The organism is Bradyrhizobium pachyrhizi (genome assembly GCF_029714545.1).
GTDB lineage: Bacteria > Pseudomonadota > Alphaproteobacteria > Rhizobiales > Xanthobacteraceae > Bradyrhizobium > Bradyrhizobium pachyrhizi.
The window spans coordinates 4,185,047-4,200,658 of the sequence record NZ_CP121667.1 but is presented as its reverse complement, the minus strand read 5'-3'; the positions used below and the strand labels follow the sequence as shown (position 1 = coordinate 4,200,658).

Annotated in this window: 14 protein-coding genes; 7 read left to right on the top strand and 7 right to left on the bottom strand. The window is 65.2% G+C overall.

Going from position 1 to position 15,612, the window contains the following annotated elements:
* Positions 1–4: 4 nt before the first annotated feature.
* Together QA639_RS19235 and QA639_RS19230 are read right to left on the bottom strand one after the other, a co-directional pair.
* Positions 5–1,222, bottom strand: coding sequence for an MFS transporter (locus QA639_RS19235; RefSeq protein WP_050386690.1), 1,218 nt, complete (start codon positions 1,220–1,222; stop codon positions 5–7).
* Between the two features lie 135 nt (positions 1,223–1,357).
* Positions 1,358–2,524, bottom strand: a complete 1,167-nt coding sequence (locus QA639_RS19230; protein ID WP_157344665.1) for an ABC transporter substrate-binding protein — start codon at positions 2,522–2,524, stop codon at positions 1,358–1,360.
* Between the two features lie 214 nt (positions 2,525–2,738).
* Between QA639_RS19230 and QA639_RS19225 the strand changes: the two genes are divergently transcribed.
* Entirely contained in the window at positions 2,739–3,305 is a 567-nt protein-coding gene (locus QA639_RS19225) for an AAA family ATPase (RefSeq protein ID WP_157344667.1), read from the top strand.
* A gap of 8 nt (positions 3,306–3,313) precedes the next feature.
* Here the strand turns inward: QA639_RS19225 and QA639_RS19220 are convergent, their stop codons facing one another.
* On the bottom strand, positions 3,314–3,865 hold the full coding sequence (locus QA639_RS19220; RefSeq protein WP_050386693.1) for a carboxymuconolactone decarboxylase family protein: 552 nt from the start codon (positions 3,863–3,865) through the stop codon (positions 3,314–3,316).
* A 135-nt stretch (positions 3,866–4,000) separates the two neighbouring features.
* Positions 4,001–6,511, bottom strand: a complete 2,511-nt coding sequence (bamA, locus tag QA639_RS19215) for an outer membrane protein assembly factor BamA (RefSeq protein ID WP_283090461.1) — start codon at positions 6,509–6,511, stop codon at positions 4,001–4,003.
* 283 nt (positions 6,512–6,794) lie between these two features.
* Between bamA and QA639_RS19210 the strand changes: the two genes are divergently transcribed.
* Together QA639_RS19210 and QA639_RS19205 are read left to right on the top strand one after the other, a co-directional pair.
* Positions 6,795–7,517, top strand: coding sequence for a response regulator (locus QA639_RS19210; RefSeq protein WP_283090460.1), 723 nt, complete (start codon positions 6,795–6,797; stop codon positions 7,515–7,517).
* Positions 7,514–8,854: an ATP-binding protein gene (locus QA639_RS19205; RefSeq protein ID WP_283090459.1), complete on the top strand. Its 1,341-nt coding sequence runs from the start codon at positions 7,514–7,516 to the stop codon at positions 8,852–8,854. Before QA639_RS19210 ends, QA639_RS19205 begins: the two co-directional genes overlap by 4 nt.
* A 32-nt stretch (positions 8,855–8,886) precedes the next feature.
* On the opposite strand, the gene QA639_RS19200 is transcribed toward QA639_RS19205, so the two are convergent.
* Positions 8,887–9,354 carry a MarR family winged helix-turn-helix transcriptional regulator gene (locus QA639_RS19200; protein ID WP_028335090.1) on the bottom strand — a complete coding sequence of 156 codons (468 nt, stop codon included), beginning with the start codon at positions 9,352–9,354 and terminating at the stop codon, positions 8,887–8,889.
* Positions 9,355–9,502: 148 nt separating this feature from the next.
* Here QA639_RS19200 and QA639_RS19195 point away from each other — a divergent pair, with 148 nt between their 5' ends.
* Together QA639_RS19195 and QA639_RS19190 are read left to right on the top strand one after the other, a co-directional pair.
* A complete protein-coding gene (locus QA639_RS19195) occupies positions 9,503–9,904 on the top strand; it encodes an Ohr family peroxiredoxin (RefSeq protein ID WP_050386698.1) in 402 nt (133 codons plus the stop codon).
* A 101-nt stretch (positions 9,905–10,005) separates the two neighbouring features.
* Positions 10,006–10,410, top strand: coding sequence for a cupin domain-containing protein (locus QA639_RS19190; protein ID WP_283090601.1), 405 nt, complete (start codon positions 10,006–10,008; stop codon positions 10,408–10,410).
* 50 nt (positions 10,411–10,460) lie between these two features.
* On the opposite strand, the gene QA639_RS19185 is transcribed toward QA639_RS19190, so the two are convergent.
* Positions 10,461–11,981, bottom strand: a complete 1,521-nt coding sequence (locus QA639_RS19185) for an MFS transporter (RefSeq protein ID WP_283090458.1) — start codon at positions 11,979–11,981, stop codon at positions 10,461–10,463.
* Positions 11,982–12,195: 214 nt separating this feature from the next.
* Here QA639_RS19185 and QA639_RS19180 point away from each other — a divergent pair, with 214 nt between their 5' ends.
* Positions 12,196–13,104, top strand: coding sequence for a LysR family transcriptional regulator (locus tag QA639_RS19180; protein WP_283090457.1), 909 nt, complete (start codon positions 12,196–12,198; stop codon positions 13,102–13,104).
* 20 nt (positions 13,105–13,124) lie between these two features.
* Here the strand turns inward: QA639_RS19180 and QA639_RS19175 are convergent, their stop codons facing one another.
* Positions 13,125–14,036, bottom strand: a complete 912-nt coding sequence (locus tag QA639_RS19175) for a LysR family transcriptional regulator (RefSeq protein WP_283090456.1) — start codon at positions 14,034–14,036, stop codon at positions 13,125–13,127.
* Between the two features lie 124 nt (positions 14,037–14,160).
* On the opposite strand from QA639_RS19175, the gene QA639_RS19170 reads away from it, so the two are divergent.
* The gene (locus QA639_RS19170) at positions 14,161–15,600 is read left to right on the top strand and encodes an MFS transporter (RefSeq protein WP_063779973.1); all 1,440 of its coding nucleotides are present in this window, start codon (positions 14,161–14,163) and stop codon (positions 15,598–15,600) included.
* Positions 15,601–15,612: the final 12 nt, after the last annotated feature.

Here is a 15,612-nt window from a genome sequence, read left to right as displayed (position 1 = left end):
GGCCTCATGCCGGCGCAGGCACCGCCGTGGGCCGCGCCGCCGGGATCGGGCGGAACGTCATCATGATCAGGAACGCGCCGATGCCGACCGCCCAGGAGCCGACATAGAGCCACGTGTAGCTCGCAAAGGTGTCGTAGATCAGGCCGCCGGCGAGCGGTCCGGTCGCCATGCCGAGGCTGCCGGCCATTGCGGTGCCGCCGATCACTGTGCCCATCATCCGCAGCGGGAAGTTCTCGCGGATCAGCACGGAATACAGCGGCATGGTGCCGGCATAGATGAAGCCGAAGATCGCGGCCACCGCGTAGAATGCAGCAAGCTCGCGCACGAAGACGTAGCCGAGCGCGCCGAACGCCTGCGCCAGCAATCCGAGCACCAGCACGCGCTTGGCACCAAAACGGTCGCCGAGCAGGCCGAAGGCGATGCGGCCGCCCATCCCGGCGAGCCCTTCGACGCTGTAGATCGTCACCGCGGCAACCATCGGAATGCCGCAGGTGACCGCGTAACTCACGGTATGGATGATCGGGCCCGAATGGGTAGCGCAGCAAAAGAAATTGGTCGCGATCAGAATAATGAATTGCGGCGAGCGCAGCGCCTGCGCCAGCGACATCGGCGGTTCGCCGTTCTCCGAGACCGCTTCAGCGTGGTCGCCCTGCAGCGCCGGCGGGCGGCGCACCAGGAATGAGACCGGGATCATGATCGCGCCGACCACGCCCGAGACGATCAGCATCGCGGTGCGCCAGTCGTGGTGGGAGATCAGCCACGCCGCGAGCGGCGACATCGTCATCGGCGCCATGCCCATGCCGGCCGACACCAGCGAGACGGCGAGGCTTCGATGGGTGTCGAACCAGCCGGTGACGCAGGCCATCATCGGGGCGAAGATCGCCGCCGTTGCCGCGCCGACCAGCGCGCCGAACACGAACTGAAAGGCCAGCAGCGATGGCGCCTGGCTGGCCAGCGCGAGGCTTGCCGCCAGCACGACCGATCCGGTCAGCACCACCGGGAGCGGCCCGAAGCGGTCCGACAGCGTGCCCCAGATCATGCTGGTGAAGGCCATCGCGAGGAAGCCGATCGTCATCGCGCTGGAGATGCCGGTCACCGACCAGCCGGTCTCGCGCGCCATGGGCTGGAGGAACACCGGCAGCGAAAACATGCCGCCGATCGCGACGCAGCCGAGCAGGCCGCCGGCCGCGACGATCACCCAGCGATAGGTCGAATTGCTCATTCCGGAACTCCCATACAGCTCGTTCTGGCTGGAAGACGAGCGGGACGACGCGAAACCGACAGCTGACGAGCGCGCCAGCTCACTTTTTTGCGAGCATCGCGGCCTCGAGCGCCGCTACCGACATATTCCTCCTGGTCAGCGGCCAGTTGGACTGCACTCCGGCTCCGGCGCGATCTCGCCGAGTGCTCGCACCTGCACGAGTTCCGAACCCTGCGTCTTGGCAATGAACATGTTCATCGCCACGTGATGATCCTGACCGAGCGTGACAGGGCCGGTCGGCGACGGAATGGCGAGGCCCGCCATCGCGTCGATGATCGCCTCCTTGTCGAGCTTGCCGGCCTTCTCGGCCGCCGCCTTGAGCGCGATCAGCGTGCTGTAATGCGTCATCACATAGTTCGACACCGCGACACCCGGCTCCGCGGCGGCGCGGGCCTTCGCCACGAACGCCTTGACGGCAGGATCCTCGCTCGCCGCGACCGCCGGCACCACCGTCACCATGTTCTGGCCCTTGCCGCGGAAGATGCCGAGATCGACCTCGGACAGTCCGAGGAATGCGACGGTGATGTCCTTCAACAGCCCGGCGTCGTCGGCCTGCCGGATGAAATCCATCCCGTCGCCCTTCAGCGCGAACAGCAGCACCTTTGCCTTGCTCGCCGCGATCTCCTTGATAAGCGGTGAGAAGTCGGTCTCGGTTCCCAGCGTGTATTTCGTCGCGACCACCTTGCCGCCGAGCTTCTCGATCAGGGGCTGCGCGATGCCGAACATCTGATGCGGCCAGACCCGGTCGGCGCCGAGCAGGAAGTAGGTGTTGCCGAAAGTCCGGGTCATGTAGGGCAGCAGCTGGCCGAGCTCCTGGTTCGGCACCGCGCCGAACGAAAACAGATAGCGGCTGCATTTGCCGCCCTCGTAATTGGTTGCATAGAGCAGCGGCGTCTTCGAGCTCTCGGCAATCGGCACCAGCGCATTCAGGTTTTGCGACGTGATCGGACCGACCACCGCCAGCACGCCCTGCTTCTCGATCAGCGAGCGCATCGCCTCGGCGGCCGAACCCGGCCGTGTCTTGTCGTCGACATAGATAACCTCGACCGGCCGGCCGAGAATGCCGCCGGCCGCGTTGATGTCCTTGGCGGCGAGATCGAGCCCGAGTTTCGCCTGCTGGCCGTAAAGCTCGACCCCGCCGGAAAACGGCAGCACCGCGCCGACTCGGACCGGTTCGCCGGGTTCAGCGGCGCGCGCCGGCTGCAGCACCGCGGCGCAGACTAGCAGCGCGAGCGTCGTGCAGACGGTCGAGCGTGATGCCATGTACGTCGTCCCTTCAAGCTTGATACAACCATGCTTGATCGAGCTTATCGGCGCGGCACTGAAGAATTCGTCAAGCGCGCCCCCATTTGCGTCACATTCGAAGCTATGCTCACTCGGCGCGTCGAGACATTTCCGCGCGCCTTCTTCCCCAAGATTTCAAGCCTATCGGGCAACCCGCGTTCGCGGAGTGCTCGTTCATGCGGTGTGACGATTGATGAAAGGACACCCTTTGCAAAACCGCTTCGTCCTGATCTCCGGCTGCTCCGGCGGCGGAAAATCGACGCTGCTGGCCGAACTGTGCAGACGCGGCTATCCCATCGTCGAAGAGCCCGGCCGCCGCATCGTTGCCGATGAGCTCGCGTCCGGCGGCAACGCCCTGCCCTGGGTCGATACGGCGGTCTTCCTGCGGCGCGCCATTGACGTCGCGCTGCAAGATATGGAGATGGCTAAGGCTCATTCCGGATGGGTGTTCTTCGACCGCGGCCTCGTCGACGCGGCGTCGGCGCTGGAGGCATTGACGGGTGAGCCGGTGCTGCACCCGATCTGCTCCGACCATCGCTACCACGGTCGCGTGTTCATGACGCCGCCGTGGCCCGAGATCTACGTCACCGATTCGGAGCGGCGGCACGGCTTCCAGACTGCAATGGCGGAGTATCAGCGGCTGATGGATGCACTGCCGACGCTCGGCTACGATGTCGTCGACCTGCCGAAGCTACCGCCATCCGCGCGGGCCGACTTCGTGCTCACGACGCTCGGCGACGGCGCCGCACCGGTGGCCTGATCAGGCCGTCACTCCGCGGCCTCGCGCTGCGGAACGCCCTGCTCGACGTCGAGCTGCAAGATGTCGTTGAAGCGATTGAACGCGCCGCACAGCGCGATCCGCCAGGTCAGCTCGACAATCTGCGGTTCCGAGAAGTGTTCCCGCAGGCGTGCGAAGATCTCGTCGCGGGTCTTGTTCCAGTTGTTGGTGACGGCGATCGCATATTCGACCACGAGCTTGTCGAGCGCATCGAGCTCGGGATGATCCTGATAGTCGAGCAGCCGCTCGGCGCCCGCCTCCGAGACCCCCTGGATCGCGAGCTTCGGCGCATGGTGCGAAACGCAATAGTCGCACTTGTTGAGCAGCGAGACCGTCACCAGCGCGAGCTCGAGATGCCGCTTCGAGACCACCGCCTCGTCGGCGAGATCGACCAGCAGCGACCACATGTGCTTGAAGATCGGCAGGCGCTGCGCCATGACGCCTGCCTGGTTCTCGAACGCGCCATAGGTGGTCATCTTGTCCCACAGCGGCTTGAGCTCGCTCGGCAGGTCGTTCCTGGTCTTGATTGACACGCGTGACATGGATTGCCTCGGATGGGAATTGAACCGAAGCAGCCTGCCCCGCTTCTCCGGCCGCCGCAAGCGGCAGGACGGCATGGCAGGCGTCACGCCGGCCGCAACCCGCGACGCAGTCCGGCAAGCGGAGCGACTGTCGGCTCAGAATGAAGTCCCGCCTCCGAACCGGAACTCCTGCACGATGTCGTATTTGCCCTTCGTGATCGGCACGGCGTAATCGAAGCGCAGCGGGCCGAACGGCGAGGCCCAGATCAGGCCGACACCGACCGAGGTTCGTACCACGTTCCCATCGTCGTATTGGAGGCCGCATTTGCAAGCAGACGTATTCACCTCGCCGGTTGCGGCCCACGACGTCGGGCCTTCGTAACCCCAGAGCGAGCCGGCGTCCGCATAGACAGCCCCCTTCAGCCCAACCTCGGAGGGCAGGAACCAAAACGGCATCTGCAGCTCCATCGACGCACCCCAATATTTGGTGCCGCCGAGCGCATCCCCGACCGCGCCGAGGCTCGCATAGGTGATGTCGCGCGGCCCGATGCCGTTGGTGGCAAAGCCGCGCACGAGATTCGGCCCCATCTGGAAATGGTCCAGCATGCGCAGATCGTTGTCGCCGACCTTGGTGAGCAGGCCACCCTGCAGGTGAATCAGTCCGATCAGGTCGGACACCAGCGGCGTATAGTATTTCGCGTCGACCGCGCTCTTCAGATACGTCACGTCGCCGCCGACGCCGGCAAAGTCCTGCTTGAAGTCGATCAGCAGGCCGTCGGTCGGGTTCTTGTTGTTGTCGACGGTGTTGTAGCTCAGCGTGTAGCCGATCTGCGAGGTCCAGGTCGCCCCTGCGGCCAGCTCCTTGCGCACCGGCAAGGTGGATTCTCCGTCGCCGTAGCAGCCATATCCATACAGCCCTGACGAGACCGAGTTCGTGGGATCGACGCCCCCGAGTACACTCTGGATGTAGGCAGGCGTCGGATTGAACGCGAGCGACGGGTTGGACGGATTGTTGTTGCAGTTCGCGTAGGCGCTATCGAGCGAGATTTCCTGCTGATAGAGCGAGTATCGCAACTGGAGGGTCAGGTCTTCGCGTAGCGCCAGGCCGAGCCGCGGCGAGAACCCGATCGTCTTCACGCCATAGGTCGTGTAGTCGGTCGGCAGTTGCTCCTTGTAATACGCATCGAGCCCGAGCGCGACGCGATAGTCGAGCAAATACGGCTCGACAAAGGACAGCGACAGGCCGCGCGAGTACTGGCCGTAGCTGACCGTCGCCTTGGCGAACAGGCCACGGCCGAGCAGATTTCGCTCCGAGACGCTGACCTCGGCAAGCGCGCCGTCCGTCGTGGAATAACCGCCCGACACGGAGAAATCGCCGGTCGACTTTTCCTCCAGGTTGACGATCAGAACGACGCGATCGCTCGTCGAGCCAGGCTCGGTGGTGATCTTGACGCTCTTGAAGTAGTCCAGATTCTTCAGCCGCCGCTCGGCGCGATCGACCAGCGCACGGTTATACGCATCGCCCTCGGAGAGATCGAACTCACGCCGGATCACGTAGTCTCGGGTGCGGCCGTTGCCGCGAATATCGATCCGCTCGATATAGGTGCGCGGCCCCTCCTCCACGCGAAACACGATCCCCACCGTGTGGGCCTCGAAATTCCGGGCGCCGTCCGGACGGACCACCGCGAAGGCGTAGCCGCGGCGCGACGCTTCGATCTGCATGTCCTCGACCGACTTCTCGACCGCCTCGACATTGTAGAGCGAGCCTTCGCTGACGCGCGACAATGAACGCAGCGTCGTCGGATCGAAGCCCGCAATGTTCGAGCGGAAACTGACCGTCGCAACGCGGTATTGCTGCCCCTCATCGATCTTGAACGTCACCTGAAAGCCCTTACGCTCCGGATCATACTCGGCGAGTGCAGCCACGACCTGGACGTCCGCGTAGCCGTGCTTCAGATAGAAGCGGCGGATCAGGTCACGATCGGCCTCGACCCGATCCGGGTCGTAGATGTCGGCGTTGCCGAGAAAGCTCAGGAAGTTCGTCTCATGGGTCTTGATCACGTCCTTCAGGCGCGCCGCCGAAAAACTGTTGTTGCCCATGAACTCGATGGTCTTGATGCCGGTCTTCGCTCCCTCGTCGACGGTGAAGACGAGATCGACGCGGTTGTTCGAGCGTTCGATGATTTCCGGCGTGACGTGCACGTCGTAGCGGCCTGAGCGCCGATAAATCTCGGCGATCCGCAGCGCATCCGACTGCACCATCGGCCGCGACAGGGTACCCCGCGGCTTGGACTGCATTTCGGCCGAGAGCTGCTCGTCCTTGATCTTCTTGTTGCCCTCGAACGCGACGCGGTCGATCACCGGATTCTCGATCACCGAAACGACGATCCTGCCGCCCGCCTGATTGATCTTGACGTCCTGGAACAATCCGGTCCCGACCAGCTCCTTGAGGCCATCGTCAATGGCAGCCTGATCGAGATGGCCGCCGGGCCCCGGCCTGAAATAGGAGCGGATGGTCTCCGCCTCGACCCGCCGGTTGCCTTCGACCGTAATCGCATCGACCGATTGGGCCGCCACCGGAGCCAACAACGGCCATGTCACCGGCGTCCCCGGGATCGAAAAGGCCGACAGCACGATTGCCGCGACAAAGCCCCGCCACGTCTTCATTCCACACCTCGCGAACAAGCCCCCCGTTGTGACGGGATGGTGATGGCTGCGGTGTGGCTGCAGGATTGCGGGATTATTTCCAGTGGTTTGGGACTGTGAGCGCGGTGCGACGCGGCCGGCATCGCCGATTGTTTCGGGCTGCGAGCGACGCTTACAGTTCAGAAACACTATGCTTACGAAAAGGCGCAATGCCGCCCACAAGCGACGCGTATGCTGGTCGATTGGTGGCTGAGCGCGTCGGAACGCGCGCCAATGACCTTATGATGAGGGCCCGTCGCGGATCATGCTTGCAAACACTCCGAAGATCCTGGTCGTCGAAGACGATCTGCAGACCAGAGACCTGATTGCCCGCTACCTGCGCGACCAATCCTGCCTGGTGGCCACCGCCTCGAACGGCAGGGAAATGGATCGTTACCTTGCCGGGCATTCGCTCGATCTCGTCGTCCTCGATCTGATGCTGCCCGGAGAGGATGGACTAACCCTGTGTCGCCGCCTGCGCGGCGACTCGACGATCCCGATCATCATGCTCACGGCAAAGGGCGAGGACCTCGACCGGATCCTCGGGCTCGAGATGGGCGCGGATGATTATCTCGCCAAGCCGTTCAATCCGCGCGAGTTGCTGGCACGGATCAACGCCGTGCTGCGCCGGCAGGCCCAGGCCGGCCTTGCCGGGCGCTCGGGCCAGAGCGCCGCGCGCCTGTGCTTCCAGGACTGGACCATCGATCTTCGCCTGCGCGAATTGCGCGATCCCGACGGCGCCCAGGTCCCGTTGACCAGCGCGGAGTTCGACCTGCTGCAGGTGTTCTGCGAGCGGCCGGGCAGGATCCTGACGCGGGATGGCCTCCTGACCATGACGCGCAGCCGGCCGGCCAGTCCGTTCGGGCGCAGCATCGACGTGCTGGTCAGCCGGCTTCGCCGCAAGCTCGATACGAGCGAAGGATCGTCGGTGATCCGGACGGTGCGCACCGGCGGCTACATCTTCACGCCGCATGTGGAGGACGCATGAGCTGGACACGCAGGATTGCCGCGCTTTTCAGCTTCCACCGGATCAGTGGCCAGATCGCCGCGCTAATCCTGCTGTCGCTGGTGCTCATCCATGCGCTGATCGGGCTCTATTTCATCAGCCAGAAGCCGAGATCGTTCGCGGACAGGCCAATCCATCAGTTCCAGCTGGTTGCCAAGCTTCTGGCCGAGGCCCCTGCGGCCGATCGCGCAACGTTGTTGCGGGCGGCCGATCGAGCCTTTCCTCGGCTGCACCTCACATTGCGCGACGCAGGTCCGGACTCGTCCGACGGTGCTTCGTCAGAGCGGCCCGGCGTCGACGATATCGACGAGTTTTCCTCGAAGACCGCGCCGGCGGCGGTTCGGTTGCCGGACGGAGCGCTGTTCGAAGCGACGATCGGCCCGATGAAAATGCCGCCGTTCTTCGGCGGGTTCTGGGTGAGCACGTTCCTGTTCCTGTTTGTGAGCGTCACGCTGCTCGGCGTGTGGGCCGGCCGCGCGCTCAGCGCGCCGCTCTCCGCCTTTGCCCGCGCCGCCGAGAATTTCAGCATCAGCCAGGCGGCCGCGCCGCTGCCGGAGACTGGCCCGGAGGAAATCCGCGCCGCAGCGGTCGCGCTCAATCGCATGCGCGAACGCATCACCACGTTGATGAATGACCGCACGCGCATGCTCGCCGCCATCAGTCACGACCTGCGCACGCCGATCACCCGGCTGCGGCTGAGGTCCGAATATATCGAAAGCGATGCCCAGCGCGCAGAGACCCTGCACGACCTCGACCAGATGCAGGCGATGCTGGAATCCGTGCTGTCATTCCTGAGCGGCGGCAGCGCGGCGAAGCCGACGCTGGTGAACGTCGCCGCCCTGCTGCAGACGATCTGCGAGCAGTTCTCCGATTGCGGCCACGTCGTGCGCTACCAGGGCCCGGCCAGGGCTTCGCTCCTGATCCGCCCGAGCGAGATCAGCCGCACCGTGACCAACCTGGTGGAGAATGCCCTGAGGTTCGGTAGCGAAGTCGACATCCGGCTGGGTGCGTCAGCCGATCAGGTCACCATCGATGTCTCGGACGACGGTCCGGGGATTCCGGAGCACCGCCGGGCCGAAATGCTGAAGCCGTTCGTCCGGGGCGACGAGGCCCGCACCATGGACGAGACAAGCGGCTTCGGACTTGGCCTTTCGATCGCGCAGGCCATGGTGTGCGGGCATGGCGGCGAGCTGTCCCTGCACGACAACGCGCCGCACGGCCTTCTTGTCCGCATCAAATTGCCAGGGCCCGTGCACCTCGGATCGGATCGAAGCGGGACGAGCGCGTCGCGACCCGTAGTTCCTGAACTCGTTGGCTAGAGCAAATTCAGGATCGGGTTTGGCCCGCAGGATCAGCCCTTCTTCGGATCGGCGCGTGTGTTGCGCAGCAGATTGTCGCGCAGCCTCGCGACGGTCTTCTGCACGACGGGAAATTCGTCTCCGAGCCCGGTGGCTTCGACCAGGGACACATTGATGTCCTTGTCGAGCAGGCGTCGGCCGGCCGGCGTCAGGCTCACGCGAACCTGCCGCTCATCGGCGGGATCGCGGGTACGGCTGATATAGCCGCTCTGCTCGAGCTTCTTGAGGATCGGCGTCAGCGTGTTGGATTCCAGGAACAGCTTCTCGCCGAGCGCGCTGACGGTCTGCTCATCCTCTTCCGACAGCGCCACCATGGCGATGTATTGGGTGTAGGTCAGGCCGACCGCATCCAGGATCGGCTTGTAGGCGCGGCCGAAGGCCAGATTGGCCGAATAGACCGCAAAGCACAGAAAATTCGAGAGTTTTCGGCCCTTGGTCTCGGCCTTGGAGGTGCGGGTCACGGGCGTCTCCGGAGTTTGTGATGTCTCGGTCAATATAAATCGTATCCGATTAAATCGGAAGTGCTTGACACGATCAAGCCCGAGGCCTATTTCGACGCGTACACGATTAGATCGGATACGATCTATATTCATCCGAAAGGAGTTCGCCATGACTGCCAATGCAAAGGTTCTCGTCACCGGAAAGACCCACGTCACCGCCGGCCCGAATGGCGCCGCCCGCTCGCGCGACGGCTTCCTCGACGTCAAGCTGCCGCAGCCGCACCCTGCCGCGGAAAACCTGTTCGCGGCCGCCTGGTCGGCCTGCTACATCGGCGCGATCCAGCTCGCCGCCGGTCAGCGCAAGGTCAAGCTCGCGAGCGAGCCCGAGGTCGACGCCGAGATCGATCTGAACCAGGCCGGCAGCGCCTTCTTCCTGAGCGCCCGCCTCACCGTCCACGTCCCCGGCGTCGAGCGCGAGGTTGCGCAGCAGCTGATCGAAGCCGCGCACGGCATCTGCCCCTACTCCAAGGCGGTCCACGGCAACATCGATGTCACGACCACCCTCGTTTGAAACGAGCATACGACGATCTCCGACGCGGGCCGGCCGCTTGCGGGCTCGTGGTCGGACAAGGACGCAAGCAAATCCTGGAGTTCAAGATGACCAGCAAGCTGATGAAGGCAACGCGCCTGCTCGCAAGAACGGCCTTGTTCACCGCCAGCCTCCTGACCATACCGAGCGCACAGGCGCAGCAACCGGCCGGTTTCACGCGAACTGACCTGCAGCGCCACGACCTCAGCGTCGGCGGACGTGAAGCCGTGCAGGTGCGTGTCGACATCGCGCCGGACAAGGCATTCGGCCGCCATACGCATCCGGGCGAAGAAATCATCTACGTGCTCGCCGGCACGCTCGAATACGACGTCGACGGCAGGCCGCCGGCGAGGCTGAAGGCCGGCGACGTGCTGTTCATTCCCGCCGGCACGGTCCATGCGGCGAGGAATGTCGGCGACGTCACCGCCAGCGAGCTAGCGACCTACATCGTCGAGAAGGACAAGCCGCTGCTGACCCTCGTGAAGTGACCGGTACCGCCTGCCCGCCCCTCCCCTGGGCAGGCACGGCGACATCGTGTTCACTTCGTGCCGTGAGCCCCCTCGGCCTGCCGCACCGGCCGCGCGTTGAAGATCAGGAAGCTGAGCGCGGCCATGATCCACACCCCGATGCCGCCATAGAGCATCACCCAGCCGAAGCCGCTTGCGAGTGCCTGATGCACGACCGGGCCGGTCAGCTCCGGTGTCGATGCGACGTCGCCGGCAGCGATCCGCTCGGCGATGGTGCGAAGTTGCGCGCCTTCGAGCGCCGGCAGCACCGCCTTCAGATGCGCCAGCACGCCGCTCGCCAGGATGAAGCCCATCAGCGCGATGTTGATCGAAAGCGAAACCATCCGCGCGCTCATGTCGATGCCCGAGGCCATGCCGGCGCGGTCGCTCGAGACCGAGCCGGTCGTCGTGTTGGTGACCGGCGTGTTGGTGATGCCTAGACCGATGCCGGCGAGCAAGCAGCCCGGCAGCATCGTCGCCCAGTTCGCCTGCGCGGCGGCGCTGCCGAACTTCATCAGCATGAATCCGGCGCCGATGGTGAACAGCCCTACCGGGATGATCAGGCCCGGCTGATAGCGCAGCGACAGGCGTTCGGCGAACGGCGGCATCACCAGCGTCGGTAGCGTGTAGGCGAGCAAGGCAAGTCCCGCCGACACGCTGTCATAGCCCAGGCCGGCGTGGAACCAGATCGGCAGATAGATCATGAACGGCCAGTAGCTGAGGTTCATCGCCGCGGAGCCGACGATCGAACCGGAGAAAGCCGGGATCCGGAACACTGAAAAGTCGAACATCGGCCGCCGGCTGATTCTCTCGGCAATAATGAACGCTGCGAAGCTCACTGCTGAAACGCCCAGGATCGCAAGCCCCCTCGAGCTGACGAAGCCGAGATCCGGCCCCTGCGTGATGTAGAAGGCGAGACAGAACACCGCGAGCGACATCGTCACGATACCGGCGACGTCGAGGCTGCTCGCCTTCGGGTCCTTCGATTCATGCACGCCGCCGATCGAGAGCACGAACGCGACGGCCGCGAACAACACGTGGACGAGGAACACCCACTCCCAGCTCAGCACCGCGACAACCGCGCCGCCGATGATCGGCCCGAAGCCGAGACCGATGCCAAAGATGACGCCCCACCAGCCCCAGGCAACGGCGCGCACCCGGCCGCCCTGGAATTCGTGCGAGAGCACGGCGATCTGGCAGATCAGGAGCGCGCCGCCGCTGAGGCCCTGCAGGAACCGGGCGACAATCAGCATTTCGACGCTCGAGGCAACGCCGCAGATCAGCGAGGTGACGCCGAATGCCGCGATCGCGACCAGGAATATCCGCTTGCGGCCATAGCGGTCCGCCACCGTCCCGATCGCCATCAGCACCGTGGTGACCGCGATCGTGTAGGCGTTCATGATCCATTGCAGCGCCTTGAAGTCGGCATGCAGCACCCGCTCCAGCGTCGGCAGGATCGCGGGGATGCTGGAAATCTCCAATCCGAACATCAGGCAGGCAAGGCATACGGCGGACAGCACGACAGCGCCGCGGCGGCTCAGTTCAGTAGACATGATCAGGCCTTTTGTTGTGGCAAGCCAACGGAGTACCGCACGCTGTTGCCAGGGTGCTGGCAGCAGCGTCGATCGATCGACTCACGATGTATTGAGGCAGCAGCGGCAGGAATCGGGTGGCCACGGCGCTTCACAACGCAAAGCTAGTCATGGCTTGAGCATTGGTGAATTGGATGACTAGATATTTCAGAGACAACAAATCCGGATGACTGACATGACCACGCTCGACGTCGACGCCGTGAAGACATTCGTGACCATCGCCGATCTCAAGAGCTTTACCCGCGCCGCCGAAACGCTCGGCACCAAGCAGGGCGCGATCAGCGTCAAGTTGAAGCGGCTGGAAAGCCAGCTCGGCCACAGGCTGATCGAACGGACACCGCGCCTGGTGCGCCTGTCGGCACAGGGCGCAGCTTTCCTCGCCCCGGCGCAGGAATTGCTCGCCGCGCATGATCGCGCCGTCGCGGCGTTGTCGCCCGTGCGCCCGCGTCGCTTCTCGCTCGGCATTGCCACCCATGTCGGAGGCGCGGAGGTTCCGACCTTGCTGGCGCGGCTGCATGCGCACGACCCGGCGCTCACCATCGAAGTCCGGCTCGAGGATTCCCGCGACCTGCTCGACGCCTTCGATCGCGGCGAGATCGATGCCGCCATCATCCGCCGCGAGGACGACCGCCGCGACGGCGAGATGCTGGCGACGGATCGTTACGGCTGGTTCGCAACGCCGGACTTCGTCCATCGCGCGGGCGAGCCGCTGCGGCTCGCTGCCTCCTCGCCGTCCTGCGGCGTGCTCAACATCGCGACGCGCGCTCTGTCGGCGGCGGACATCCCGTGGACGGAAAGCTTCCTCGGCTGTGGGTCCTTTGCCGTCGCCGACGCAGTCGCCGCAGGCCTCGCTACTTCGGTATTCTCCCGCCGGCTCGCGCCGGCCGGGACGATCGAGGTCGGCCGGCGGCTCGGCCTGCCTGCCCTGCCGCCGTCCGAGATCATGCTGCTGTCGGCGCTGTCAGATGCGAAATCGCGCGCGGTACTGAAGACGATCGTTGGTGCCTTTCGCGAGCATCATCGGATGCCTGCGAATCGCGCGGCAGAGGACATCCAAACCGTCACGGAAGTTGTCGGCTCCTGAACGATCTGCGCGCCGGCCGGCTAGCGCCGCGCGCTGCCGGCGCGCTTTCCCTCGAACAGCGCACGCTCCGAGGCGAGCGCCCTGGCAAGAAAATCGAGCGTCGCGCGGATGCGCGCGGTGCGCTTGAGATCGTCATGGGTCAATAGCCACAGCGCCGAGCGCGGCTGCCCGAGTGCTTTCGGCGTCAGGCGGCGCAGCGTGGGCGCGACATCGCCGACATAGCAGGGCAGCAGGGCAAGCCCCAATCCCGCCGCCGCGGCATCGCGCAGCGCCGGAAGCGCATCGACCCGGCAGGTGATCCGCGCCGAACGCACGTTCTCGCGCATCCAGCCGGCGATGACGGTCCCCGCCAGCGCATCGTCGAGCCCGATCCAGTCGTGCGTCGACAGATCCTTGTCGACGCGGCGGGCGAGATAGGCGCGCGATCCGTAGACCGCGTGGGCAATATCGGCAATGCGCCGTCCAACCAGCAGTTCGGATGGTGCCGGCGTCGGCCGGATCGCAATCTCGGCCTCGCGGCGCGTCAGGTTCGCCATCGCATTCGAGATGATGATCTCCGGCTGGATCTCCGGATGCGCGGCGCGCATCGCCGGCAGATGCCGCATCAGTACCGCGCCGAGCGTGTCCGTCGTCGTGATCCGCACCGGCCCCGACGGCCTGAGGTCCTGCCCCGCCAGCTTGCGCTCGAGCGCGAGCACTTCGTCCTCGAGCCGGGTTGCCGACGCCGCCGCGATCTCGCCCGCCGGCGTCGGCGCGTAACCATCGCGGAAACGCTCGAACAGCCGCGTTCCGATCGCATCCTCGATCGTGCCGAGGCGGCGAAACACGGTGGAATGCGTGACGCCGAGCTGGCGCGCCGCCCCCGAGAGGCTGCCTTCCCGTGCGACCGCAAGGACCAGCCGAAGGTCGTTCCAGTCGAGGACACTGTGCATTTTTGCAAACTCACTTCGCAGCGCTGGATAATATCTTATCACAAACGGACAGGCCATCTTCCCGGACGTTCAACCGACGACACCCCTCGTGAGGGCGCCGGCGATTGCCGAGAGGAGCTGGCAGGTGACGAGCGAGACCACCGAGACGTTGCAATTGCACGCCGCGCGGCCGGCGACGGTCGACCCGCGGCGATGGCTGGCGCTGCCGGTGCTGCTCACCGGCGCCTTCCTGCCGATCCTCGATTTCAATGTCGTCAATCTCGCGCTGCCGGCCATTCGCGACAATCTCGGCGCCAGCCCGAGCGAGGTGCAGTTCGTGATCTCGGCCTATGCCGCGACCTACGCCGTGTTCCTGATCACCGGCGGCCGGCTCGGCGACCTCCTGGGGCGGCGGCAGATGTTCCTGACCGGCGTCGCCGGCTTCACGATCGCATCTGTGCTGTGCGGCATCGCGTGGTCACCGGCCATGCTGGTCGCCGGACGGATCCTGCAGGGCCTCACCGCCACCGTGATGGCCCCACAGGTGCTCGCCTCGATCCGCGTGCTGTTTCCGGCGGCCGAACAGGGCCGTGCGCTCGGCTTCTATGGCGCGACCTTCGGTCTTGCCAATATCTGCGGCCAGCTGCTGGGCGGCGTACTCGTCTCGGCTCATCCGTTCGGACTGGCCTGGCAGGCCATCTTCCTGATCAACGTGCCGATCGGCCTCGCCGCCTTCGTCGCCGGCCTGCTGTTCTTGACCGACTCGCACGCCGCGCATGCGCAGCGGCTTGACGTCGGGGGCGTCATTCTGCTGTCGCTCACGCTTGGCCTTCTGGTCTATCCGCTGATCGAGGGCCGGGAATCCGGCTGGCCTATCCGGATCGTCGCGATGCTGCTGGCATCTCCGCTGATGCTCGCCGCTTTCGTCCGCTACGAGGCGCGCCTCGAAGCCCGAGGCGGCGACCCGCTGGTCGCGCTGCATCTGCTGCGCAACAGCGATTTCGTGATCGGGCTGGTGATGGCGCTGGCCTTCTACATGCTGTCGTCTTTCTATTTGACCTTCGCGGTCTACCTGCAAAGTGGCCTGCACCAATCTCCGCTGGAAGCCGGCCTTGCCACCCTGCCCTTTGCCGCCGGCTTCTTCGTCAGCTCGCTGGTGTCGTCGCTGGTGATGCAATGGCTTGGCCCGCGCACGCTGACGCTGGGCTTTGCGCTTCAGGTTGTCGGCTTCGGTGTCGTGATGCTGTCGGTCGGCGGCGCGCTTCCGCAAAGCCTCGAATTCGGTCTGATCTGCGGCGGGCTTGGCTTCGGCACCGTGATGCCCTCGGTGATCAAGGCCGTGATCGGCAGCATCGATCCGCGCCATGCCGGGCTGGCATCGGGCATGATGATCTCGACCTTCCAGATCGGCGCCGCACTCGGCGTCGCGATGATCGGCGGCATCTTCTACAGCCTGCTCGGGCCGCATCCGCAGGCCGATGACTACGCGCACGCCTTCACGATCGCGCTCGGCTGCAACGTCGCGCTGCTGGCGCTCGGTGGCTGGCTGTCGCTGTGGCTGCCGCGCGAGCCGGCGGCGCGTTGAGATCGACACCGC